Origin of the sequence: Shewanella saliphila, from assembly GCF_014648295.1 — a bacterium.
In the GTDB taxonomy this organism is placed as follows: domain Bacteria; phylum Pseudomonadota; class Gammaproteobacteria; order Enterobacterales; family Shewanellaceae; genus Shewanella; species Shewanella saliphila.
In genome coordinates this window covers 55,168-80,661 of the sequence record NZ_BMQV01000017.1, presented here as the reverse complement: position 1 = coordinate 80,661, position 25,494 = coordinate 55,168, and the positions used below count along the sequence as shown (strand labels likewise).

Annotated in this window: 23 protein-coding genes and 1 pseudogene; 11 read left to right on the top strand and 13 right to left on the bottom strand. The window is 43.6% G+C overall.

Annotated features, from left to right (window positions below):
• From IEY48_RS10185 to IEY48_RS10170, 4 genes and pseudogenes are all read right to left on the bottom strand, one after another.
• The coding region (locus tag IEY48_RS10185; RefSeq protein ID WP_188919879.1) for a transposase at positions 1-147 on the bottom strand (147 nt) is incomplete at its 3' end.
• Between the two features lie 62 nt (positions 148-209).
• Positions 210-869: pseudogene (locus IEY48_RS10180) on the bottom strand (IS110-like element ISShfr7 family transposase); the annotation flags it as partial.
• 541 nt (positions 870-1,410) lie between these two features.
• The gene (locus IEY48_RS10175) at positions 1,411-1,611 is read right to left on the bottom strand and encodes a hypothetical protein (RefSeq protein ID WP_188919877.1); all 201 of its coding nucleotides are present in this window, start codon (positions 1,609-1,611) and stop codon (positions 1,411-1,413) included.
• A 163-nt stretch (positions 1,612-1,774) separates the two neighbouring features.
• Positions 1,775-2,491: a glutathione S-transferase gene (locus tag IEY48_RS10170; RefSeq protein ID WP_188919875.1), complete on the bottom strand. Its 717-nt coding sequence runs from the start codon at positions 2,489-2,491 to the stop codon at positions 1,775-1,777.
• 255 nt (positions 2,492-2,746) lie between these two features.
• Here IEY48_RS10170 and trhO point away from each other — a divergent pair, with 255 nt between their 5' ends.
• The 3 genes from trhO (at position 2,747) to IEY48_RS10155 (ending at position 5,947) form a co-directional block, all read left to right on the top strand.
• A complete protein-coding gene (gene trhO, locus IEY48_RS10165) occupies positions 2,747-3,754 on the top strand; it encodes an oxygen-dependent tRNA uridine(34) hydroxylase TrhO (RefSeq protein ID WP_188919889.1) in 1,008 nt (335 codons plus the stop codon).
• A 259-nt stretch (positions 3,755-4,013) separates the two neighbouring features.
• A complete protein-coding gene (yegD, locus tag IEY48_RS10160) occupies positions 4,014-5,420 on the top strand; it encodes a molecular chaperone (RefSeq protein WP_188919873.1) in 1,407 nt (468 codons plus the stop codon).
• 14 nt (positions 5,421-5,434) lie between these two features.
• Positions 5,435-5,947, top strand: a complete 513-nt coding sequence (locus tag IEY48_RS10155; protein ID WP_188919871.1) for a CreA family protein — start codon at positions 5,435-5,437, stop codon at positions 5,945-5,947.
• 75 nt (positions 5,948-6,022) lie between these two features.
• Here IEY48_RS10155 and IEY48_RS10150 read toward each other — a convergent pair whose 3' ends face one another.
• The 4 genes from IEY48_RS10150 to pdsR form a co-directional block, all read right to left on the bottom strand.
• A complete protein-coding gene (locus tag IEY48_RS10150) occupies positions 6,023-6,448 on the bottom strand; it encodes a hypothetical protein (RefSeq protein ID WP_188919869.1) in 426 nt (141 codons plus the stop codon).
• 30 nt (positions 6,449-6,478) lie between these two features.
• The gene (locus IEY48_RS10145) at positions 6,479-7,669 is read right to left on the bottom strand and encodes a cystathionine beta-lyase (protein WP_188919867.1); all 1,191 of its coding nucleotides are present in this window, start codon (positions 7,667-7,669) and stop codon (positions 6,479-6,481) included.
• A gap of 155 nt (positions 7,670-7,824) precedes the next feature.
• Positions 7,825-9,996: a proteobacterial dedicated sortase system histidine kinase gene (gene pdsS, locus IEY48_RS10140; RefSeq protein WP_188919887.1), complete on the bottom strand. Its 2,172-nt coding sequence runs from the start codon at positions 9,994-9,996 to the stop codon at positions 7,825-7,827.
• Between the two features lie 3 nt (positions 9,997-9,999).
• Complete coding sequence (pdsR, locus tag IEY48_RS10135; RefSeq protein ID WP_188919865.1) at positions 10,000-10,689, bottom strand: proteobacterial dedicated sortase system response regulator; 690 nt, start codon at positions 10,687-10,689, stop codon at positions 10,000-10,002.
• Between the two features lie 239 nt (positions 10,690-10,928).
• On the opposite strand from pdsR, the gene pdsO reads away from it, so the two are divergent.
• From pdsO to IEY48_RS10120, 3 genes are all read left to right on the top strand, one after another.
• Positions 10,929-11,690 (top strand): sortase-associated OmpA-like protein PdsO, encoded by a 762-nt coding sequence (pdsO, locus tag IEY48_RS10130; protein ID WP_188919863.1) that lies wholly within the window; start codon positions 10,929-10,931, stop codon positions 11,688-11,690.
• 86 nt (positions 11,691-11,776) lie between these two features.
• Positions 11,777-13,939 carry a marine proteobacterial sortase target protein gene (locus IEY48_RS10125; protein ID WP_188919861.1) on the top strand — a complete coding sequence of 721 codons (2,163 nt, stop codon included), beginning with the start codon at positions 11,777-11,779 and terminating at the stop codon, positions 13,937-13,939.
• An 11-nt stretch (positions 13,940-13,950) separates the two neighbouring features.
• Positions 13,951-14,559, top strand: a complete 609-nt coding sequence (locus tag IEY48_RS10120) for a class GN sortase (protein ID WP_188919859.1) — start codon at positions 13,951-13,953, stop codon at positions 14,557-14,559.
• Between the two features lie 60 nt (positions 14,560-14,619).
• On the opposite strand, the gene IEY48_RS10115 is transcribed toward IEY48_RS10120, so the two are convergent.
• The 3 genes from IEY48_RS10115 to IEY48_RS10105 all read right to left on the bottom strand — a co-directional run bounded on the left by IEY48_RS10115 (position 14,620) and on the right by IEY48_RS10105 (position 18,031).
• Positions 14,620-15,513: a LysR family transcriptional regulator gene (locus IEY48_RS10115; protein ID WP_188919857.1), complete on the bottom strand. Its 894-nt coding sequence runs from the start codon at positions 15,511-15,513 to the stop codon at positions 14,620-14,622.
• A gap of 36 nt (positions 15,514-15,549) precedes the next feature.
• A complete protein-coding gene (locus tag IEY48_RS10110) occupies positions 15,550-16,905 on the bottom strand; it encodes an MATE family efflux transporter (RefSeq protein WP_188919855.1) in 1,356 nt (451 codons plus the stop codon).
• A 136-nt stretch (positions 16,906-17,041) separates the two neighbouring features.
• On the bottom strand, positions 17,042-18,031 hold the full coding sequence (locus tag IEY48_RS10105) for a zinc-dependent alcohol dehydrogenase family protein (RefSeq protein WP_188919853.1): 990 nt from the start codon (positions 18,029-18,031) through the stop codon (positions 17,042-17,044).
• Between the two features lie 362 nt (positions 18,032-18,393).
• Between IEY48_RS10105 and IEY48_RS10100 the strand changes: the two genes are divergently transcribed.
• The 5 genes from IEY48_RS10100 to IEY48_RS10080 all read left to right on the top strand — a co-directional run bounded on the left by IEY48_RS10100 (position 18,394) and on the right by IEY48_RS10080 (position 22,965).
• A complete protein-coding gene (locus IEY48_RS10100) occupies positions 18,394-19,239 on the top strand; it encodes an enoyl-CoA hydratase/isomerase family protein (protein ID WP_188919851.1) in 846 nt (281 codons plus the stop codon).
• 80 nt (positions 19,240-19,319) lie between these two features.
• The gene (locus tag IEY48_RS10095) at positions 19,320-20,135 is read left to right on the top strand and encodes an SDR family NAD(P)-dependent oxidoreductase (RefSeq protein WP_229786390.1); all 816 of its coding nucleotides are present in this window, start codon (positions 19,320-19,322) and stop codon (positions 20,133-20,135) included.
• Between the two features lie 10 nt (positions 20,136-20,145).
• Positions 20,146-20,385 (top strand): HP1242/YdcH family protein, encoded by a 240-nt coding sequence (locus tag IEY48_RS10090; RefSeq protein ID WP_188919847.1) that lies wholly within the window; start codon positions 20,146-20,148, stop codon positions 20,383-20,385.
• Positions 20,386-20,499: 114 nt separating this feature from the next.
• Positions 20,500-21,108, top strand: a complete 609-nt coding sequence (locus IEY48_RS10085) for an NAD(P)H-dependent oxidoreductase (protein WP_188919845.1) — start codon at positions 20,500-20,502, stop codon at positions 21,106-21,108.
• A gap of 3 nt (positions 21,109-21,111) precedes the next feature.
• Positions 21,112-22,965, top strand: coding sequence for a monovalent cation:proton antiporter-2 (CPA2) family protein (locus IEY48_RS10080; protein ID WP_188919843.1), 1,854 nt, complete (start codon positions 21,112-21,114; stop codon positions 22,963-22,965).
• A gap of 72 nt (positions 22,966-23,037) precedes the next feature.
• On the opposite strand, the gene ilvN is transcribed toward IEY48_RS10080, so the two are convergent.
• Both ilvN and IEY48_RS10070 read right to left on the bottom strand, forming a co-directional pair.
• Positions 23,038-23,532, bottom strand: a complete 495-nt coding sequence (gene ilvN, locus IEY48_RS10075) for an acetolactate synthase small subunit (protein WP_188919841.1) — start codon at positions 23,530-23,532, stop codon at positions 23,038-23,040.
• Entirely contained in the window at positions 23,532-25,250 is a 1,719-nt protein-coding gene (locus tag IEY48_RS10070; protein ID WP_188919840.1) for an acetolactate synthase 3 large subunit, read from the bottom strand. The genes ilvN and IEY48_RS10070 overlap by 1 nt, the downstream gene beginning before the upstream one ends.
• Positions 25,251-25,494 lie beyond the last annotated feature (244 nt).

Below are 25,494 nucleotides of genomic sequence, written 5' to 3'. Positions count from 1 at the left end.
CTTTTCTTTCCACTTGTAAAGCAGGCTAGTGCCAACCCCTAGAGATTTTGCCGCATCAGCAACACTGTAGCCTTGGTCCAGCACCATCAATACTGCTTCATCTTTAAATGCCTGCGGATAACTCTTGTGTGATTGCTTTAAACTCATATAGACCTCTTAATTTATTAACATACTGTCTCAAAATTAAGTGTCCGATGGAATTAGACCAGAACATAGACAGGATTATGGTTTTTGGCTTGTGTTTCGATAAACCATTCAACCTGTGCGAGTTCCTTTGCATAACAATCAAGGAGTGCCATGTCTAAATCGATATTTCGTTGTACGATAGGATCTTGATATTGTTCGCGTAGTTTTTGTCTTGCTGAAATATTTTTAAGATTTAACTCTGTTGCAGGCAAGTTGTATTGACTGTTGGTGTTAACCACATGGCCTTTGAGCATCGCACCGTGACGGACAATCTTCATTCGTCGACGTAACAAGTCGCGTGCTGCGCGCATTTCACTTGGATAATCGTACGCTATGGGGAAGTTACCACCACGCAGTAATGTGGCAATTTTAAAGGAATCGACTTTATCATTTTTAGTTTTACCACCGTGGATCGCCTTCATATAAAGCGCATGGCCTAAGATAAAATCAATCCCGAGTTCAGCACACCAATCTGACACCCAGTACCAGCAATGCATACACTCAACCCCGACAATTACATTGCCGATATAGGGTTCTAGAATGAGTAATAAGTCATCTTTGCTGGCACCTATCTTTTTGTGAGCAACAACTTCCCCTTTAGAATCAATGATACAGACGTAAAGTAAACGTGCATGTAAATCAATACCACAGTAGTATGGATGTGAGTTATTATAAAATCTCATTGAGCTTTCTCCTGTTGGTTTAGTCACCTTAAGCATACCGCTGATGCGGCTTGCTAGGGAGAGGGCTCAATAAGTATCAAGGGTTTTCAAGTCGGACAAATTACAGTTGGCTTTTTGTTCGTGCCTCACTGATTTTAGCCAACTGAATTTAGTGGGGTCAGAATTTAGTGGGGTCAGGGTAAACTTTAATAAAATGGTAACTTCTAACCCTTTTTACCCAAAAAAGAGTTGTACAAAAATACAAACACCTGGATCCCGGCTCAAAAGCATTGCCGGGACGACGAGAAGGGCGTTAACCAACTTTATTAATAAAAGGATTCATTCTTTGGTCTGTGCTAAACGCCACGACTTTGATGGCAGCATGCCATATGTACAAAAGTACAAAAATACGACACCTGGATCCCGGCTAAAAGCACTGCCGGGACGACAAGAAGGTGGGTAACAAGCTTTGTTCAGTAATGTATTAATGCGGATTGGTACAAGAAACAATCAGACGTTTATTCGCTAAACGCTAAACGCCAAAGCAATGCGCTAAAAAAATCTATTCGTAAAAATCGAGTGGGATGAGGTTTTGATAAACATAGTAACCAAGTGGGCCCATCAGTAGGCTTAACATGGACCACAGAAAACGTTGGGCATTTTTGATATGGGCTTTAGTGGTAAAAGCACGATAGCAAAAGTGGATGTGCAAGATCAGCAAGGCGATCAGCATAAAGACTAACGTAATATCCATATTGTTCATGTCATGTTCCTTTGCGTTCCAGCAATGACTTGGCTAAATGTAAAATTCTGCAGTAAAAAATTCGAAAATCCGCTTTCAACTCTGCAATTCATTCTTACATCGCTAATTTACTGCAAAATTAAACAGAATAATAGTCAGTAAATCATTAAATATTCATAATTTTTTAATTTTTACACAAAGGTATGACTTTTACATTTTGTTGTTGCGATTGTTTGAGGAACATCATGTTTTTTTCAGGTAACCATAATGCGTACTTATGCATGACGGCTTGAAATAACGCACTATTCACTAATGTTGTTAACCATTGACTCACTTTCGGATAAGGCAAGGTGTTAAACCATGTCGGTTCGACATTAGCAAATTGGCGGATAAACGGAAAAGTGGCAAAGTCAGCCAATGTTGGGCTATCTGCACATAAGTACGCTTGTTGAGCTAATTTATCTTCTAATAACTGCAAAAACACTTCTGCTTGTTGGCGATACCTGGTTTGGCTGTGTTCAGGGAACCTGTCAGCGTATTTGTATTTATCTAACCAGGGCTTAAAGTCATTGTCATTAGCATGTACCCAGGCCATTGTTTGTGGCTTTGGTAACTCATCAAGTAATGTTTGATAAGCCTCGGGTGTTAACCAGGGCGAGCTTGGGTCAGGGTGTTGAGTTAAGGCAAATTGCATTATTTCAATGCTTTCTGCAATCACCTGCTGCTCAGCGGTGATCAACACTGGCACAGTACCTTTGGCTGATACGGTTAACATCTCTTGCGGTTTATTTTTGAGTTCAATTTCGCGCACGCTAGGGTTTAACTGGCTTAAATACAAGCCAATACGTGCTCGCATGGCATAAGGACAACGACGGAAAGTATACAAAATAGCTGAATTCATAAAGCAACTTTTTAAATAGTGATAACAGTGATAAATAATGCGCAATGTGGATTGCCGTGACTAAAAGTGCGTTAACCACAACCACTTTAAAAACACAGTTTACGGCGGATTTCATGTCAAATCTAATTTTTGAGTGTGTTTTAAGTGTGACTTAGGTATACTTTCGGCCGTTTTTTAGAGTCTGCGCACAATGCGCGGGCTGTATTTGCACTGGAAATTAAGTTCCAGCCAGCGGAGTTATTATTGATGCAAGATATGATTAAAGACCAAGCCCAGCCTGAACAGGTAGTGGTGTGCGCGTTATACAAGTTTGTGGCATTACCTCATTTTGAAGCGATTCGTCAGCCATTATTAACGGTAATGGAAAAAAACGACATTAAAGGCACCTTATTGCTCGCACAAGAAGGTATCAACGGTACGGTGGCTGGCACTCAGCAAGGTATTGATACCTTACTCGGTTGGTTAGACATCCAACCAGGTTTAGATCACATTGTGACTAAAGTGTCATTCGATGCTGAAATGCCATTTTATCGCACCAAAGTGAAGCTTAAAAAAGAAATCGTCACCATGGGCGTTGAAGGCGTTAACCCGCGTGAAGTGGTTGGCACTTATGTTAAGCCTAAAGACTGGAACGCGCTTATTTCTGATCCCGATGTGGTCTTGGTTGATACCCGTAATGATTACGAAGTGAAAATCGGTACCTTTAAAAATGCCGTTAACCCAGTGACAGAAACCTTTCGCGAGTTTCCTGAGTATGTAAAACAAAACTTAGACCCTGCCAAACATAAAAAAGTGGCGATGTTTTGTACTGGCGGTATTCGCTGCGAAAAATCAACTGCATACTTAAAAGAGCAGGGCTTTGATGAGGTGTATCATCTTGAAGGCGGCATTTTAAAGTATCTTGAAGAAGTAGACCAAGAGCAAAGCATGTGGGAAGGCGAGTGTTTTGTGTTTGATAATCGCGTGGCGGTAAATCATAACCTAGAGAAAGGCCAATACGATCAATGTAACGCATGTCGTATGCCGATTACCGAAGCCGAAAAACAAACCGAAGCGTATGTACAAGGTGTGAGCTGCCCTCATTGTGTTGACAAAATTCCAGCAGAGCAGCGTCAACGTTTTATTGAGCGTGAGCGCCAGGTGCAATTAGCTAAACAACGCGGCGAGGCGCATATTGGTAGCGATGTTAATCAAGTGATTGAAGCGCGCCGTCAACAAAAAGAAGCCCAGCGCAAAGCACAAGAGAAAGTGAATAACAAATAACGCCCAATAAGCCTTATTTACAATGAGCCCAGTCGGTAACGATTGGGCTTTTTTTGTTGTTATTGGTATGGCTGTGTCGTCATAGAATGCCAACTACCAGAGACAACGAATGTAGTGCAGTATTGTAAATGCTTCATATTTTAAGTTTATTTATAGTATTTGAGCAAAGAAATCATTAACCCCGTATAAATGGTTTAGCAAGCGCCATAAGTGTGCTATTTTGAGCGCTTTTTTCGATTAGACGACTGAAGGTAAGCCAATGTTTGTTGGATTTGATTATGGCAGTGCCAACTGTGCAATAGGGGTAATGATTGACGATGCGGTAACCTTACTGCCGTTATCCGCCAATTCTGATTTTATGCCTTCAACCTTATACGCCATGGACCGCGAGCTGATTGCCGAGGCGGTTTATCAAGGTTTACCAGAGCCGTTAAAAGCGGAATATTCTCACCTTCGTAGCTCGCAATTAATGCGCGCTAAGCAAATGCGCCATGAATTGGACTTAATGCCCAATGAACAAGCCGTATTTGTCGGCCAGGCCGCCATTGATGCATACCTTGAAATGCCCGAAGAAGGATTTTATGTCCGTTCGCCAAAATCATTTTTAGGCGCCAATGGCCTACGTCCAGATCAGATAGGTTTGTTTGAAGACATTGTCACTTTAATGATGCAGCACGTGAAAACGCTGGCAGATAAAGCCTTACAGCAAAAGTCGTTGGCTGCGGCAACCCATGCAGTTATTGGCCGGCCGGTCAACTTTCAAGGCATAGGCGGCGAAGACAGTAACCAACAAGCCGAAACCATTTTACGCCTTGCGGCATCTCGCGCAGGGTTTACTGAAGTGACATTCTTGTTTGAGCCGCTAGCCGCAGGGATGGATTTTGAGTCAACCCTAGACAGTGATAACACCGTACTGGTTGTCGATGTGGGCGGTGGTACAACGGATTGCTCAGTAGTCACGATGGGGCCTTCGCACAGCAACAATATTGATCGCACTCAAGATTGTTTAGGCCACTCTGGGCAACGTATTGGCGGTAATGATTTAGATATCGCGCTGGCCATGACAGGCCTAATGCCGAGTTTTGGCGCTGATACATTAATGACTAACGGCAAGCCTATGCCAAGAGCGCCATTTTGGAATGCGGTGTCGGTGAACGACATTAGTGCCCAACGTGATTTTGTCAGTTTAGCGTCGCGTAAATTGGTTGAGTCGATGATCAAAGAGGCTGAACAACCACAACTGCTAAAACGCTTACAAACAGTACAAAAAAATCAAATGAGCTATCAAGTGGTGCGCCAGGCTGAAGCGGCAAAAATCAGTTTATCTGACGCTGTTAGCACCCAGTGCTCGCTTGATTTTATTGAAAAAGATTTGTTTGTCACTCTCTCGGCAGATCAATTTGAACAAGCCATTAGCGACCCATTAGCTAAAGTTGAAGCATTAATGCAGCAAGCCATGAACACGGGGATGACACAGGCACAACAACAAGATTGCGCTTTGCCAAGCAGTCCTGATATTGTTTATGTTACCGGTGGTACAGCGCGTAGCCCGGCGATTTACCAAAAAATTGCCAGTGTTTATCCTGCCGCAAAAGTGGTGGTTGGTGATCACTTTGGCTCGGTAACGGCAGGGTTAACCCGTTGTGCCCAATATGCATTTAACTAAATAGAGTCAATAATATGCACAGTCAATTAAGCTTTAAGTTTGCAAAGGATGCGTCCAAAACGGCATCACTGTTATTAGCCACATTGGTAGGCAGTGTAGTACTGAGTGGCTGTAGTGATGATGTGGGTAAAGTCAGTTTAGGGTTATTTACCACCAAAGATGTGATTATTGACGCTAAACACGATCCTAAAATACCAGGGGTGACTTGTCATATTAGCCGTATTGAGGCCAATTTAGACTTGGCCGACCCGTCTGATATGAGCATCAGTTGCCGTCAAACCGGCCCGATAAGCCATGCTGAATTAGCCGATATTGATAAGTCGAAAAATGGCGAGGTGGTGTTTAAAGAGTCTTTGAGTATTTTATTTAAAAGCTTAAAAGTGCGCCGTATTTTTGATGCTGAAAATCAAACGTTATTGTATTTATCATACTCAACCAAAGAGACCAACGGCAGTCATAAACATGCGTTGTCTACCGTACCGCTATACGGCACTGCAGCTTGGCAAAAGCCATTAACCACAAAGTAAGCGCATAATAAAAAGGCAACGCATAATAAAAAAGGCAATCAAAATAGATTGCCTTTTTAATTATGAGCTAGCGAGTTATACCCGTGCCGCACGTTTTAATATCAATAACCACAATACTGGCAATAAGGTGATATAAAAAAACATCACAGTAGCGCCGATATCGCCGGACAATAAAGTGCTAAAAATAAACCTGACAATGCCCATCGAGTCCCACGGCATGTATTGCAGATTACCGTGTAAAAAAATGGTCGCTAAAACAACCACTGTCATTGCTAACCATTGTTTTCCTGGCTCATAGCTTTTAATCACAAATGCAGGAATAAACGCCACCAAACCGATCCCGACAAAGTTTTGAGCTAAATGGGTGATGGTGGGGTAGCCACTTATGTTAAACCACCAAAAAACATTACCCGCAGCAGACTGTCCTATCGCTGCGATGCTTAACGCGAAATAAGCTATGCCTACGCATAAACTGAGTATCACTAATCTAATGAAGTTCATTTGTGTCCTTTTAAATGATTGATAAAAAGCTTACTTGTTTAACACGGCATTGTAACGTTCAAAAGCCGCGTCAAGATCGGCAATTAAATCATCGGTATCTTCTAAGCCGATGTGCAATCTAATCAGCGGTTTACTGCTATCCCATTGGGTTGCTGTGCGGATATTATTAATGCCAAATACGCCTAAAATCAAGCTTTCAAAGCCACCCCATGAAAAACCCATTTTAAAGTGGGCCATGTTTTCAACAAATGCGGTAACAGAGGCTAAGTCACCTTGCTTTAATACAAATGAAAACAGGCCATTACCGCTGCTAAAGTCACGTTTAAAGAACTCATGGCCTGGGCAGGTTTCAAAGGCAGGGTGACGCACATGGTCGACTTCTGGTCGACTTGCTAACCAGTTAGCCACTTTGAGGGCATTTTTATTGTGCTGCGCCATACGTACCCCTAAGGTACGCAAGCCGCGTGCAGCTAAATACACGTCGTCTGGTGAGGTGGTTTGCCCCATTAAATAACTGTTTTCGCGCAGTTGATCCCAACATTTTTCATTAGCGGTTGCGGTGCCCATCATGACATCAGAATGGCCGACAATGTACTTGGTCGCGGCTTGAATCGACACATCAACCCCCATATCAAATGGACGTGAGTTAATCGGTGAAGCCCAGGTATTATCGAGCATAACAATCATGTCGTGCTCGTGAGCGATACGGCTTAATGTCGGTACATCTTGCACTTCCATGGTGATGGAGCCTGGTGATTCTAAAAACAGCACCTTGGTGTTAGGGCGAATAAGCTCTCGAATGCCTTCACCGATCATTGGGTCATAATAAGTGGTTTCGATACCAAATCCAGCGAGCATTTTATTGCATAAATCTCGTGTCGGTTCATAGGCAGTGTCGACCATGAGCAAATGGTCGCCATTTTTTAAGAATGATAATAATGCGATACTGATTGCGCCAGCCCCTGATGGGTATAACGCAGTGCCCACACCTCCTTCAAGTTCACTAATGGCTTGTTGAAATGAGAAGTGGGTTGGGGTGCCGCGGCGGCCATAAAACATTTCGCCGTTGGTTTTATTTTTTATCGCAAAACGCATCTCATCCATGGTGTCAAAGACCACGGTTGAAGCTCTAAATACTGGCGGGTTAATAATACCTTTGGTGAATTTTTTCTCGCGACCGACACTGACTATTTGTGTGGCTAATTTATCGTCTTTGCTCATGTTAATCTTTCCAGTTGGGGCAGTGTTCATACTATTAATATAAGCGGTGCTAAGGCTCTAACAATATGACGAAATGCGCTGCAATAAGTGATGTAATCCTTGTGCCATCCTAGCACCAAGTCGTTTAAATAAAAGCGCCTAATTGACAAGCTTGACTATTTTTCATCAATTAGCGGTAAGCTCAGGCAGATTTCAACGCCGCTCATGTTGTTTTCGGTGATGTTACTGGCTTTAATGCTGCCATGATGAAAGTCAGTCACTAAGCGGGCAATGTATAACCCTAGGCCCAAATGGGGTTTACCATTAACACCTTGTGGGCGAATAGACACCATAGACTCAAAAATTTGGCTGTTCATGTCTTTTGGCAATAATGGTCCAATATTGCTGACTTTGAGTATTGCTTGCTTGTTAAACTGAATGAGGCTGACGCTAACAGCTGTGCCGTTTTCACTAAATTCGATAGCATTATTAATCAGCTTATCCATTAATTGGGCGATGTATTCAGGTACGCCCTGGCATTGCATGGCTTTGTCTTCTATATGCACGTTAAAGGTCTGTTCGGGGAAGGTAATTTGATAACCTTGCATGCAACCACTAATCACTTTTTTAAGCGAAAAACGACAACTTTCAGCCTGGGTTAAACTGGCTTCTAATCGTGTCGCTTCACTTAAATTGTTTAAGATTAAATGCAGACGATTGACCCCTTCCTGGGCGCGATTAACGTATTTTTGCGATTGGTCGTCAAGTTGCTGCAAGCCTAAATGTTCAAGCGAGCTGCGCACCACAGCAACGGGTGTGCGTAACTCGTGTGACAAGCGGGAAGACATGTTTTCAAGATAATGGGTGTATTGGCCTAGGCGACTGACAATACTTGAAAAACTGCGTGACAAGTCGCCAATTTCATCTCGGTTTTTAGACGCCACAATTTGCTGGCGTACACGCCCTTGACTGTCGATGGCCAATTCGGCTTGGTCGCGCAAACTGCGTATACGGCTGGAGATACTCGAGGCAAAAATAAACAGCGCCAGCGTGCCCATGCTCATAATGGTTAAAATAACGTTGAATAGTTTTTCAAGCGCGCGGTTACGTAAACTGCGAATACCGTGAGTGGTTTCTTCGGCAATGACAACGCCCATTACTTTATCGTCAATCCAAATGGGGCTGGCAGCGGCTAACACTACTGCTTTATTGTCGGGGGTTAAGCGCCAGGTTGAGCCTTGTTTACCGCTTAAGGCTTTTTCAATGTGGCTGCCGGTCAGTTCGGTTGAGTCTTGTAATGAGTCGATAAAATCTTGCGGTGGCCGAGTGAGAATTTTGTAGTACAAAGGCAATATGTAGTTTTGCTTAATACCTTGCCAAAATGAACTGGCTTGGCTGGTGGTTAAATCGTCAGCCCAGGTGTTTGATGAGGTGCGAATATCGCCCGATTTTGCTAATACGCGGCCATGATTATCGACCACCCAAATACGCGAGCTGTTGTGGCTCATGCCTTTAATAATGCTTTCGATTTCTGGCGAGGGCACGAGTACCGTACCTAAACTGGCTACGGAGTCGGTGGCAGAAGTGCCAATCACATTAACCAATTGACGATTATTGGCATCGTTAACGTTATGAATGGCAAAGCCCAATTTACTGCCCACCATGGTGAGTGGCAGTCTAAATTCTATATTGTAACCCTGGTCTGTTTTGAGCCATTGCCCCTGAATCCGAGACTCTGGCTCTACAGGCGTTGATTGCGAGGGATCGGCGGGTAGTTCAAAGGCACTGAGCCAGCCACTTTTGGTATTAGCAATAATATAACGCCTAAATTGACCGTCTGGCGCTTGGGTGGCCATCACCAAATGATCATTTCTGTCGACCCGTAAACTTTTACGGCTACGAAACACCACTTCAGGGTCTTTTACCTGAAAGTAACCATATAAGTAACCGCCATACTTACCCACCATATGCGTAAAGCTAATATTGATAGGTTCGGCTTCATCACGTTGATAAATCAGGTGGTTATCAGCGTAATTTAATGTGCGATGTTGGTATAAATGCCAATCCGCTAATTTGCCGTCTAACTGAATAGGGCCTGCAATGGGGTAGGCGTATAAGTCGCGGCCTTTTTCAACTTGATTTAAAAAACTGGCTTGATTATCGAACAGTTTTGGTCGCTCATGTAATGCGGTTGCGAGTGCTTGGGTCGTGCCCTCAAGGGTTTTTTCTTGGCCATGACGCAGGTATTTTTCCATTTCCCACACATATTCGTACCCAAGCCACGGCAGGCAGAGTAAAAATAATGACAAGATAACAACTTTGGCTCGCAGCCCTAGCGGTAAATACATCAATTAAATGTTGTCCCAGCGGTAGCCCATACCATAAACCGTGTCGATACAATCAAAGTCATTATCGATGGCAATAAACTTTTTACGAATTCGTTTAACGTGGGAGGTAATTGTACTGTCGTCGACATATATTTTGGCTTCTTGCATTAAATCTTGACGACTGCGCACATGTCCCGGGTGCTTGGCCATGGCATGGACCATCCAAAACTCAGTAACGGTGAGCTCAATAGGCTGGGTTTTCCAATACACCTGAATGCGGTTGCCATCAATGGTTAAATGGCCGCGCTCGAGTAAGTTGTCTTCTACAGGGCTTGAGCCAATCAGCTCTGAACGGCGAAATAATGCGGCAATCCGTGCGAGTAAATGCGGAAAACTCACATCTTTAGTTAAGTAATCATCGGCACCTAAACGCAGGCCACACACAGTGTCGAAGTCACTGTCGCGCGCGGTTAAAAAGATGATCGGTAAACTGCTCGACATTGCCCGCAGTGCTTGGCACAGGGTAAATCCACCATCAATTTCATGCTCTAGGCCAATATCAATAATGGCTAAGTCGGGCAGGCGTGCATTAAAGGCCAGCATAGCCGCAGGGCGATTAGCATAGGCTTGGACGCTATAACCTTGTTGTTGCAGTACATCTTTGTAGTTTTCGCGGATAGCCGCTTCATCTTCAACAATGGCAATTCGTTTCATGGCGTGACTTCAATTAATAGGGATATAAATGGATACCCTGCTGACTATACAGGATTTTATCCACCAAAAAAGCCGCCACCGCCAATTGCCATATTGTTGCCACATTTGATCGCCACATTGCCATTTTTGCTCCCCAATAAAGCCATTTATATTTTGTTTAATAACGGCATAAAGTTATTTGGTTGCACGTTAACTCAATGACTTTCACTTTACACATCATTGCTAAAAAGGGACTCATTATGAAAAAGCAACTTATCGCCGCCACTGTTATCAGCGCAATTTTATTACCACACACAGCTTGGGCTACTGCCGTTGAGCCGCAAAATGAACGTGAACATACTGAAGAATTAGTCGGCTTAAGCTCGGGTATTTTACTTGGTGCCGTTGTCGCAGGCCCGGTTGGCGCCATCATTGGGGCATTCACTGGCACGATTATTGGTAAAACGGTCGCCGATGAAGCTGAGATTGCTGATAAAAACCAACAACTGGTAAAACAAGAGTATGAATTGGTCGAAACGCAGCAGCAACTCATTGCAATGGATCTGCAACAACAAGAGTTAGTGCAGGTGTCTGAGAAGTATTATGAATTACAAACTAACCTCGCAGAGCTACACGCTAACCAGCAGCAAACCCTCAATGAACTCACTATTGGTATGAACGTACAATTTAAAACAGGCTCAAGCCAAATAGAGCCTTTATTTAAACAGCAGTTAGACAATGTGGCATACATGATGACCCTATCGCCAGAATTGACCATTGATTTAACGGGCTATGCCGACCGCCGTGGTGACGACCAATATAACCAGGCGTTATCGGAGCAACGCTTGGCAGAGGTTAGCCAATATTTAGTCAACCAGGGTATTGATAAACAACGCTTACACGGCCAAGCCTACGGCGCGACATTGCCATTACACACAGAGCAAAATCATGAAAATGACTTTTTCGACCGCCGTGTGACGTTGACCTTAATGTCACCTGATGCCGAACTCGCAGCAAACTAATTTCTCGTTACTTCTTTTATGATTTGTTAAACAGTTACCCTGTTACGCCAGATGGCAGCATCAACGTAACAGGGTAAGGAGCTGCTATGTTTTGGTTATTTCGGTTTTCGTTTTTACCCGTGCGTTTGGACCATAAAAATGGGTTTGTGAGTGTGTTGCTATTGTTGATGTTGTCGACTTCAGTGCAAGCGTCACCATCAGCTATGACAGACGATGACATTACTCAAGGTACCTTAGTGTATTTTGCTAAAGATCAAGTGATACAAGCTTTTGCAATGGATACGCAAGTGAGTATGGATGTGTCAGGCTTACTTAACCGGGTCACCGTTAAGCAAGTGTTTATTAATGATTCAGATCAGTGGCTCAATGGACGTTATGTTTTTCCGTTACCTGAAAATGCCGCAGTAGATAGCATGCAACTGCGTATTGGTGACAAGATTATTGCAGGGCAAATTCAACCTAAAAAACAAGCGGTAAAAACCTTTGAAACCGCCAAAAAACAGGGTAAACAAGCCAGCTTATTACAACAACAGCGCCGCAATATTTTTACCTCTGAAGTGGCTAACTTAGGCCCGCATGATCAGCTCGTTGTGGAGTTAAGTTACCAACAAACGGTTGAGTTTAGTGATGGCCTGTTTAGTTTGCGCTTTCCCATGGCCATTACTCCACGTTATCACCCTGAGCAAAGCAGCGACAAAGATAAGCAGGCAATGGCGATTGCGTATATCGACCCAATGATTATTCCTAATCAACTGAGTGAAATCAGCAGTGCTCAGGGGATTAATGTCAGCATGAAGGTCAATATTGATGCGGGCTTTGCCCTCAACTCACTTGACAGTTTATACCACCCTATTAAACAAAGTGTGAATGGCCAGCGTTACACCGTGAGCTTTAACGGTAAGCAAATAGCCGACCGCGACTTTGTATTGCAATGGCAGGTAGATGTTGGCGCACTGCCGCAAGCGGCGACGTTTTATCAAACCGGTAAAACCCATACTGTAGCGGTTAACTCAAATGACAATATAACCACCACCGCGGGCGATCAAAGCGTGTATTCATTGGTGATGCTTATGCCGCCAAGTGTTGAGGTCAGCGAGCAGCATTTAATTGGTCGTGAATTAATTTTAGTCATTGATACCTCTGGGTCTATGTCTGGCCAATCGATTGTACAAGCCAAGCAAGCATTGCAATTTGCGATAGCAGGGCTGCGCGATATCGATACCTTTAATATTATTGAGTTTAACCAACAAATAAGCATGTTATCGCCAGTGCCATTAAATGCCACTAGCCGTAATTTGGGTTCTGCTAATCGTTTTATCGCGTCACTTGAGGCTAATGGCGGCACCGAAATGGCACCAGCGATTACTGCTGCTTTGGTTGATACTCTTCAGGCTGATGCGGTTAATGTGCGGGGTGAATCTATGTTACGCCAGGTGATATTTATGACCGATGGCGCGGTAGGCAATGAGCAACAATTGTATCAATTAATTAGCGATCAGCTAGGTGACAGTCGCTTGTTTACTGTTGGCATTGGTTCGGCGCCCAATTCAGACTTTATGCGCCGCGCAGCAACCATGGGCCGTGGCACTTTTACCTATATTGGTAAGCAATCTGAGGTTAAAGATAAGGTTGAGCAACTACTGACTAAAATAGAACAACCGGTATTAACCAATATTGGCTTGTATTACCTTGATGGCAGCGTGCCTGATTACTGGCCATCAACCATTAGTGATTTATATCAAAACGAACCGCTATGGGTCAGCATTAAATCGCCTAGCCAATTGCAACAGCCGATCATCGTGTCTGGCAATATCAATGGCCAATACTGGCAGCAACAACTCGATTTTACCGACAATAAACCGGCAAGAGGCATCGATTTATTGTGGGCAAATGCGCAAATTACCGCACTTGAATTATATAAAAATGCCGCCAGCGGTCCAAGAGTCAATAAGCAGGTTGAAGCCTTAGGCATGCTGTATCACTTGGTCACCAGCCAAACCAGTTTAGTGGCGGTTGATGTGACGCCCGTAAACCCAATGAGTGATAAAACCATTGATGCCAATGTGCAATCACATTTACCCCACGGGTTACAAGTGGGCTATCAGGCACAAATTTTACCGCAAACCGCCACCTCAAGTCGCTTATGGCTATTGATTGGTTTTAGCTTACTTGGCTTGGGCATTTTGCACTATTTGTGGTTGCGCCAACGCTTACCAGGTCAGGTATTGGTGCTTGAAGCCAATGCCTAAGGAGTTACTTAATGAAGCCATCTGTATATACCAAAACACATTTATGGATTATGGCGCTGATAATACTGGTGGGCCTTGGGCTCATTGTTCAAGGAGGATATATGCAAGCTAAAGCCCATTTTGCCCAGTTTTTAATTGAGCGTGCGTTTGAGCAAACACTTGTCGACAATCAGCCGCATAAGCCCTGGTCCTGGGCCGACACGCACCCAGTCGCCAAAATGCGCTTATTGCAACACAATGCACAAGGAGTGCAGCCATTAGGTCAGGATTTATATGTGCTTGCTGGCGCTTCTGGTCGTAATCTTGCCTTTGGGCCAAGCTTGATGTTAGCTGGCGCAGGTGTTGGCGAGCAGGGCAATATGATTATTGCCGGACACCGCGACAGTCACTTTATGCGCTTACAGTATGTTAATGTCGGCGACATGATTGAGCTTTACAGTGCCACGGGAAAGTTACAGGTATATCAAATTACTGCGACTCAAGTAGTGCATGAAACCGCAACCGAAATACTCGATCAAACTGAAAACAGCCAATTAACCTTAATAACCTGCTATCCATTTGATCAGCTTGCGGGCAATGCTGAATACCGCTATATCGTTGAGGCTAAACCTATGGTGTAACGATATATAGCGAAAAAAACAGCCCAAACTAGTGCAGTTTGGGCTGTGTTGTTTGATGGGTTATTTATCCCAATAGGGCGGGCTGCCATAATAGTTGGAAAAGTAATCAATAAAAGCTCTGACTTTGGGGGCTAACAACCGCGAGCTGGGGTAAACCGCCCAAATGGCGGCTTCATCGATTAAGGGGTAATCCTCTAGTACCTGCACCATTTCGCCACGTTTTAAATGCTCATAAGCAATCCATGTGGCACATTTCGCAATCCCCATTCCATTGGCACAAGCATCGCGTACCGCTTCTCCGTGGTCAATGCGAATAGAGCCTTTTATTTTCATGCTCAACGGGCCATTGGGTGTGTTAAATACCCAGGTTTCAAGCCCCGCTTGATTGATACATTGATGATTGTGCAACTCTTCTGGGGTGTCAGGTTTACCATATTGGGCAACATAGTCTGCCGAGGCACACATAATGCGTTTATCTACGGCCAACTTTTTAGCAATTAAGCTTGAGTCTTGTAATTGTGCGTTACGAATGGCGACATCAAACCCACCTTCAACTAAATCGACAATCGAATCAGTTAAGCGAATATCGATATAAAGATCGGGATATTGAGCAATAAAAGCTTTAAAGGCTGGCATTAAATGCATCCGGCCAAATGATGCTGGCGCGGTGATCCGTAATGTCCCCTGGGGCTGAGCATCGCCACTACCCACCGCCGCACGGGCGGCCACCACACTTTGAATAATTTCTTCAGCGTGGGGTAAAAACGCCATGCCTTCTTCGGTTAACGACACTTTACGTGTGGTTCGGTGGATTAAGCGCGCTCCTAGGCTTTCTTCTAGACGGTTGATATGCATGCTGGCAACCGGGGGTGATAAACCTAACTCTTGCCCTGCTTGGCTGATATTGTGGGTCGACGCGACTCGGACAAACAGTTTTAGGTGTTCAAAATTCATATTTTTAGTCCGTGTTAAGTTAACGTCATAGCGTGTTTAGGTATTTGCAACACAAGGTTGCACATGTTTTAGGGTGCTTTTTAGGTGATCTTTAAGCTTAAACCATGCAAAGGTGCCTGCCAATAAATTCGCAAATGTGGCCGCGATGATAGTATTTAACATATCACCTGTTGCAGTGCCAATGGCAACGGTTGGAATATACAGGATAAACAGTCTCGCAAACGACACCATTAATGCTGTTTTTGGAGTACCTAACGCATTAAATACCGATACCACCACCATGCATAATCCTAATGGCCCATAACTGATGGGCATAATCCACAGTGCCGCCTTTAACCATGCACTTAATGACGGGTCCTGGGTGATAAGTGGCAACATTAAATCAGCGCTCAGAGCTAATAGCACTGCGAGAACAGCAGTAAAACCGAGTAATAGTTTTGCCGTAGTGGTTAATAAATTGTCTATGGCATGGAATTGGCGCGCCCCTAAATACTGACCAATCATAGGCGGAATTGACATGGTGAGTGCTAAAGTGAATACCAGTAAAAAACTCTCAATACGCGCCAATAAACTCCAAAATGCAATAGCATCTGTACCCAGTTTAGCGATAAGCATCATGGCTACAAACGCGCTAGCAGCAGGTAAAAATTGATTGGTAATGGTCGCAGAGGTGACATTGACCAGTTCGATACCATATTTAATGGTACCGATATGGCGCTGTAATCCAATAAACCACTGTTTTGGTTTTACATCAAACAGCACATAAATGGTGGCAATACCATAACCTAGGCTAGAGGCGATGGCTGCACCTTTAATGCCTAAATCAAAATAGAATATTAATAAAGGATCTAATATTAGGTTAATAATACTGGCGGTAACAAACATCGCCCCAGTGGTTTTGGTGTCACCATGGGCACGGTAAACACTGGTGAGCAAGTACAGCACTGCCACGCTCAAGGCGCTAAATAACCAATATGGCCAGTAAGTGATAAATAAATTGACCAACAAAAAATAGTGCGGGCTATTGGTATCTGAGCTGACAAATACACGCAATACAAGCGTGTCGAGCTGCCACAAAAGTAAGCAAACCAGCGCCATAAATACAATGCCACCGATAACTGATAATGTCGCAACAGCACGGGCTTTGTAATGTTTTTTTGCGCCAATCGCTTGAGACATAATCGCGGTAGCGCCAACGCCAATACCCACCTGAATACCAATTAACAGTGTTTGAAACGGTAATGTCATGCCGTGTGCGGCCAGTTCATTAACGCCTAATAAGCCGATAAACACCGAATCAACTAATTGCACCGACATGATGGCAAATAAACCAATGCATAAAGGCAATGTTTTACTGATAAGGGTACGAAGTGTTGAAGATACAGCGAACATATACTTTCCGTACGATATGAGGGTAAAGATTAAGCCAAGATGAAACGCAGCTTAATGTCGGATCAATTTGGGGTAGCGTGACAACATCATGGTGAAAGGTTAGGGCTCACATAACTAATGTGAGCCCTAAAGTGGTTTAATTAATATCAATAACCACTTTACCAATGGCTTTGCCGCTAGCTAAATACTGATGCGCATCAGTCACTTGCTCTAGGCTAAAGCGTTGTTCATCAACTACAGGTATTAATGCGCCAGCTTCAACAATCTCAGCCAGTTGAGCTAGGATATTGCCATGAACTTCACGACCTATGTTGTGCATCATTGGGATTAACATAAAGACCACATGTAATGACAAACCTTTCATGTGTACCATTGATAAATCTAATTCAATGAAGGATAAGGTTGTGGCAATTTGACCGTTTAATTTAGCGGCTTCAATAGAGTTGGTGAGGTTTGCGCCGCCAACGGTATCTAAAATAACATCAAAGCCCGCACCGTCAGTGTGTTTTGCCACGTAATCGGCAACTGTTTCTGTTTTAAAGTTGATGGCTTTAGCGCCTAACTTTTCAATTAATTCTGCTTGAGTGCCTTCAGCTCCGGTAGCAAAAACGTTTGCACCAAAATGTTTTGCAAGCTGTACTGCAACGTGACCCACACCACCGGCGCCACCATGTACAAGTACACTTTTACCTTCTGCAATACCTGCACGCGTTAAGCCTTCGTATGCGGTAATCCCCACCAAAGGCAATGCAGCCGCTTCACGCATAGAAAGATTTTTAGGTTTACGAGCAATAAGCTTAGCGTCAGCCAACATGTATTGAGCAAGTGTGCCTGGTAAGTCACCTAAACCGCCAGCACAGCCATAAATTTCATCGCCAACGTTAAATTCAGTGACGCCTTCACCGACTGCTTCAATGGTACCGGCAAAGTCCATTCCTAATACTGCAGGGGCTTTAGGCGAGAAAGGCAATGCTTCGCCCATTTCACGGATCATCATGTCAATGGTATTAACACTGGTTGCTGCTAAGCGGACTAATACATTACCCGCACTTACTGTTGGCTTAAGAATGTCTGCCGACTCGAAAACATCAGCTGCACCAAATTCGCGAATTATCATAGCTTTCATTGTGTAAAACCTCGTTGTGTTTGTGTGAAGCTAGTATAGGCGTTTGAGGGTTAATGATAATGGCCAGTAAACAATAATGTGTTTTAAGTTTTTATTAATAATCAGTGTCGACTCGAATAAAAAACAGCCAATTATTACAATCACTATTAATAAAAAATTAATCACAAAGCATAAGAAACCGCTAATTATTAATAATATATTAAAACTATTTATGCTGTAGCGGCAATTATCAATTGAGAGAGTCCTTGTTAATCTTATTAACGAAATTTACACATTTGCTAAAAATATTGATGAACAGCATGTGCTCATCACCTAATAAGTAATAACGAATACATAGCTAATAAATAACAAGGAACAATCCAATGAAATATCAAGGTTATACAACATTTAACGCGACCCAAGAGGGCGGGATTTTAACGGTCACATTCGATTTTGGGACTGTTAATGTACAAGGCCAAGAGATGTTAGCGGATTTAAATGGTCTAGCAATGCGACTTGAGCGTGACCGCGACACTAAAGTCGTGGTGTTTCAATCTGCCAATCCTGAAGTGTGGGTATCGCACTATGACACTAACCTGTTAAAAGATATGTCGACAGAGGCTGTGTCTCGTGAAGATGTTAAGTTACTTGATTTACAGGTGATCCTTGAACGAATTAGCAAGTTACCTCAAGCGACCATTGCTAAGTTAGAAGGTTTTGCGCGTGGCGGCGGGCATGAGTTTGCTTTAGCGTGTGATATGCGTTTTGCTGCTCGCGGTAAATATAAGTTTATGCAAATGGAAGTGGGCATGGGCATCTTACCTTGTGGCGGCGGTGCTTCACGCATGGCACGTCAAACCGGTTTAGGCCGTGCATTAGAAATTATTTTAAGTGCTCGTGACTTTACAGCAGATGAAGCAGAAGCGTACGGCACCATCAACAAAGCATTAGACCCTGACGAAATTGGCCCTTATGTTGATGCATTAGCACAGCGTATTGCTCAATTTCCAGCTGAATCAATTAATGCCTGTAAACAAGCAGTATACGAATCTATCGATAAGCCGATAGATGAAGCCCTAAAAGCGGAAGCTTATTGGTTATATCAAGCAACCAGCAAAACCCCTGCCATTAAACGTTTCACCATTGCCGATGAGCAAGGGCTTGAGCATGACATTGATAATCAACGTCATTGGAATGAGTTAGTGATGAAGGTGCAAGAAATAAACTAACCTTATTCGTGATTCATCATTAACGCTGATGTGCCTTGTCAGCGTTAATGACCCATTTAATTAGGCGAGGCAATAACACTATGAAAAAAATTATCTTGGTCACTGGTGTCACCGACGGTATTGGTTTAGCCACAGCCAAAATGTTGGTTGCAGAAGGTCATCATGTCCTTATTCACGGTCGCAATGCACAAAAACTCAGCAAGGTAGAGGCCGAGCTAAAAGCAATACCCGGTGCAAGCGAAATAGAAAGCTTCCGCGCTGACTTATCGAACTTAGGTGATGTTGCTGCACTGGCTGATGCCATTAGTGCTCAGCACAATAAGCTTGATGTGATTATTAATAATGCCGGTGTGTACAAAGTGCCGCAAATTACCAGCATAGATAATTTAGATGTGCGTTTTGTGGTTAACACCATTGCGCCTTACTTATTAACACAGCGATTACTGCCCTTGTTAAACAGCACTGGCCGAGTGGTTAATTTATCTTCTGCGGCGCAAGCAAGCGTTAATTTAGCTGCATTAGCCAGCGCAAATGCAGGGCCTGCTGATGGCGCGATATATGCGCAAAGTAAACTGGCTATCACTATGTGGTCAGTACATTTAGCAACCACATTACAAAATAGCGGACCGGCTTTTATTGCCGTTAATCCAGCGTCATTTTTGGGCAGTAAATTAGTTAAAGAAGCCTACGGTATGGCCGGTGCTGACTTAAATATTGGCGCGGATATTTTATGTCGTGCGGCACTGTCTGATGAGTTTGCTCATGCATCAGGGCGTTATTTCGATAATGACCAGGGACAATTTACTGCGCCCCATGCAGATGCGTTAAACATTGTTAAAAATCAACAGTTAGTGGCAGCAATTGAATCGATTATTGCCCAAGTCAATTTAGGATAAAGAGGTTGTTATGTTAGGTGAAAACCATTGTTTAGTGCTTGATTTCCCAGAATTTACCACACGTATTACTGAGCTAAATGCTGCCGACAGTCAATTTGCTGTAGATGCAAAGCAATACCACGAACTTGATCAAGAAATCCGTACCTTAGAGTTAGACGGTGCGCCAATTAATGACGAAGATATGCACCAGTTAAAGCATAAACGCTCAGTGTTAAAAGTTTCGTTGTATCAACGAATTCATCAACGTTAATCAAATCATTACTTGCGTGCTGTTTATTATCTTCGGTAATAAGCGGCAACCGTTCCGACTGTTGTTTACCGCTAATAACGTAGTGTAATAAATCATTAGTTTTCAAGGATCGCCATGAAGAAAATATTAATCAACTTCGCCCATCCAGCCAAAGGGCGATCTAACATTAATGCCCAGTTAAGGGCGGCCGTAGAAAACATTGAAGGCGTGACCATCAATGATTTATACGCCAATTACCCTGACTTTTTAATTGATGTCGCTCGCGAGCAAAAGCTGTGTGAAAGCCATGATGTGATTATATTTCAGCATCCATTTTATTGGTATTCAACGCCTGCAATCGTTAAAGAGTGGCTAGATTTAGTGCTAGAGCACGGCTGGGCCTACGGCAAAACCGGCATGGCATTAAAAGATAAATGGTGCTTTCAAGCCATTAGTGCAGGTGGCGATGCGACAACCTATCGGGTTGATGGCGCCAATCAATTTACCATTGCCGAGTTAACTTCGCCAATGCGTGCGACCGCCAATTTATGCTTAATGGAATGGCTACCGCCTTTTGCGGTAATGGGCGTTCACCGTGGCTTGCCCACAGAACACGTTACCGGCCACGCCGAAGATTATCGACGCCTCATCATCGCTATTCGTGATGGCGTATTGGATAAAGACAAAGCCCAACAAGCTGAGTTTTTAAACGCAAATCTTGACGACATCATGTTAAGGGCATAAACAATGGAATACTTTTTACTGCAGTTATTTATTTTCTTAGCCGCGTCAGCCATTGCCGTGCCGATAGCCAAACGTTTAGGACTGGGTTCAGTGCTCGGTTACCTGATTGCCGGGATGATCATTGGTCCGTTTGGTATTTCACTGATTGGCGATGTTGAAGTGGTGATGCATTTGACTGAATTTGGCGTTGTGATGATGCTATTTTTAGTGGGTTTAGAGTTAAGACCTTCGAGGTTATGGCAAATGCGTACCCCCATTTTAGGCATGGGCGGCATGCAAGTGGTGTTGTCGAGTATTGTCATGGCGGCTATTGCGCTATGGGTTTTGCCTTGGCAACAAGCGCTTGCGGTTGGGTTAATTTTGTCATTATCCTCAACGGCAATTGTGCTACAAACCCTCAAAGAAAAAGCCTTAATGAATACCGCGCCTGGTCGCTCGGTGTTTTCAGTGTTGTTATTTCAAGATTTAGCCGTGATCCCCATGTTAGCGTTTATGCCACTACTGGCCACGTTAACCTTAGGCGATGATGGACATCATGGTTCGGTGTTATTTGATATCAATACCTTACCAGCGTATTTACAAGTGATTGCGACCTTGCTGGCCGTTGTGGGGATCTTAGTATTAGGACGTTATGCCAGTAGGCCCATATTTAGAGCTATTGCAGCCACTGGCGTTCGAGAAATTTTTGTCGCGGCGGCATTAGCGCTGGTGGTGGGAATTTCATTATTAATGACCGTGGTAGGCTTGTCGCCTGCGTTAGGGACATTTTTAGCCGGTGTGGTGTTAGCTGACAGTGAATACCGCCATGAACTTGAAAGTGATATTGAACCCTTTAAAGGCTTATTACTTGGGGTGTTCTTTATTTCAATTGGTGCCAGCCTTAACTTCAGTTTAATTGGCGATAATGTGGCGCTTATTGCAGGCTTAACCGCGGGCTTAATTGTGATTAAGTGGCTGATATTAGTCATTACCGGCAAGGTCTTTAAGGTCGCTAAAAAAGACAGAGCGTTATTTGCCGTAGCATTAGCACAAGGCGGTGAATTTGCGTTTGTGTTATTTCAATTTGCCAAGGTCAATGGCGTACTGGGCGCCGAGACTGTTGAGCCGTTAATCTCTGCGGTAGCGATTTCGATGTTTTTAACCCCATTGATGTTTATGGCCTATGAAAAACTGGCGATATCGAAAGACGATACTCAATTGAATGCACGCGAAGATGACACCATCAACCACAGTGGTCATGAGGTGATTTTAGCCGGCTTTGGCCGTTTAGGTACTGATGTAGGACGTTTTTTAATCTCTGCTGGGGTTAAACCAGTGATTATTGATCATGATTCAACTAACGTTGATGTACTGCGTAAACTGGGTTATGAGGTGTATTATGGCGATATTACCCGCTTAGATTTGCTTGAAGCTGCTGGCGCCAAAGAAGCGAAATTATTAGTGATAACCATTGGTGACATTGAGAAGTCAACGACCTTAATTGAGCTGGTAAGAAAGCATTATCCGCACCTTAAAATTGTAGTGAACGCCGATGATCGCCAAGCGAGTTTTAAATTGATGGAATTAAATATTGATCATATTCGGCGTGAAACCTTTGGCAGTGCACTGGCCTTAGGCCAAGATGCTTTGCAACAATTAGGTGTCGACCCGTACGAAGCTTACCGTTTAGCGCGTATTTTCCGTAAAAAAGATGAAGAAATGATGCCAGAACTCTACAAGTGGCACTGTGAAGAAGAGCATTATATTTCTCACTATCAACAAAAGCATGCTGAGTTAGAAGCCTTAATGACGCGCGACTTACATGCTGACAATGATGAGCTCGACAAAGCCTGGACCGCTAAAAACCCGACGTTATGATGATTTAAAAACAGTCATAAAAAAACCGCCTAGACATTACACTAAGCGGTTTTTATTTGTTCGGTTTAACGATTAAGCTTTCATTGCTTTTTCGCCGCGAGCTAATCCGACAACACCAGAGCGAGAGATTTCGACCACTTTGGTCATGTCGCCTAATGCATGAATAAACGCATCGATTTTGTCGCTAGTTCCCACCATTTGTATGGTGTACAAATGGGTTGTAACATCGACAATCTGACCACGGAAAATATCCGTAATGCGTTTCACTTCTTCGCGTTGTTCACCTTGAGCTTTCACTTTCACTAATGCAATTTCGCGCTCAATATGTGCCGCTTCAGTGATGTTAGCCACTTTTAAAATATCGATAAGCTTATGCAATTGCTTTTCGATTTGTTCTAACACGGTTTCATCGGCAATCACGGTAATGTTAAGTCTTGAAAGCGTGGTGTCTTCAGTGGGAGCCACGGTTAAGCTTTCAATGTTATAACCGCGCTGAGAAAACAGACCCACAACTCGTGACAATGCGCCTGGTTGGTTTTCAAGTAATACAGAAATAATACGACGCATTAGCTTTTCTCCGTTTTGCTTAACCACATTTCGTTCATCGCGCCGCCGCGGATGAGCATAGGGTAAACGTGTTCAGTTTCGTCTACGCTGATGTCCACAAACACTAACTTATCTTTCATTGCTAAGGCTTCAGCCAGTTTTGACTCAAGCTCATCGGGATGATTGATGTTCATGCCGACATGGCCATAAGCTTCAGCGATTTTGGCAAAGTTAGGCACAGAATCCATATAAGATTGTGAATGGCGACCTGAGTAAATCATGTCTTGCCATTGCTTAACCATGCCAAGGAAACGGTTGTTTAAGTTAATGATTTTTACTGGAGTGTCATATTGCAATGCGGTTGATAGCTCTTGAATATTCATCTGAATTGAACCGTCACCGGTAACACACACTACGGTTTCCTCAGGAAATGCCATCTTAACGCCCATGGCCGCAGGTAAACCAAAGCCCATGGTGCCTAGACCACCAGAGTTAATCCAACGGCGTGGCTTATCAAATGGATAATACAGGGCGGCAAACATTTGATGCTGGCCTACATCGGAGGCTACATAGGCATCACCATTGGTCAGCTTATGCAGTGTTTCAATGACTTGTTGTGGTTTGATACGGTCGCTAGTGCGATCAAATTCAAGGCTCTTACGTGAGCGCCAAATTTCAACATCACGCCACCAGTGGTTTAGCGCTTCAGCGTCATTACTATCGCCGCTCTCATCTAATAGCGCTAACATGCTGTCTAGAATATTATCGGCAGAACCGACAATCGGGATATCGACACGAACCGTTTTAGAAATTGAAGAAGGGTCAATGTCGATGTGTAAAATGGTCGCGTTAGGGCAGTATTTTTCAACATTGTTGGTTGTACGGTCGTCAAAACGAACCCCAATGCCGAAAATTAAATCGGTGTTATGCATTGCCATATTGGCTTCATACTGACCGTGCATACCCAGCATGCCTAAGCTTTGTGAATGAGTACCAGGAAACGCGCCAAGGCCCATCAACGTACTGATCACAGGAATGTTTAAGCGTTCTGCTAGTTTAAGGATTTGTGCATCACAACCCGATATCACCGCGCCGCCACCCACATATAAAACAGGTTTTTTGGCAGCTAATAAGGCTTGTAATCCCCGACGAATTTGGCCTTTATGCCCGGTAGTGGTCGGGTTATAAGAACGCATTTTAACGGTTTTTGGATACACATAATCATGAAGCACATCTGGGCTTAGGCAATCTTTAGGAATATCGATAACCACAGGGCCTGGGCGGCCTGTTGCAGCAATATAAAATGCTTTTTTAACGATTTCAGGAATATCTTTTGCGTCTTTTACTAAAAAGCTGTGTTTAACAACCGGGCGTGAAATACCAATCATGTCGCATTCTTGAAATGCATCATTACCAATAAGATTACTCGGTACCTGACCTGATAACACAACTAACGGGATTGAATCCATGTAAGCGGTGGCAATACCCGTAATGGCGTTGGTTGCACCAGGGCCAGATGTGACAAGTACGACTCCCACTTTACCCGTTGCACGAGCATATCCGTCTGCCATGTGCACGGCGGCTTGCTCGTGGCGCACAAGAATGTGCTCCATGCCGGGAATTTTATGAAGAGAGTCATAGATGTCTAAAACTGAACCACCGGGATAACCGAAGATGTGGCTTACGCCTTCATCGATTAGAGAGCGCACGATCATACTCGCGCCAGAAAGCTTTTCCATGAAATGAGTCCTTTTTAAGTTACCGTATGGTAAACAGTATCTTGTTATACAACGACGGTAATCGCTTTAAAAAATAAGTTTGAATGGTAATTCAAACCCGACGATTGAAATTAACAGTAGCTAAATTCAATGACTTGTTCACTTAGTGACTCAGCTGAATCACTGACCTCCATCTTATGTAAATTTATTTTTACTGCAAGCTCTTTCTCTAAATATTTTTCGAGGTTGAAATCATTTCATGTTT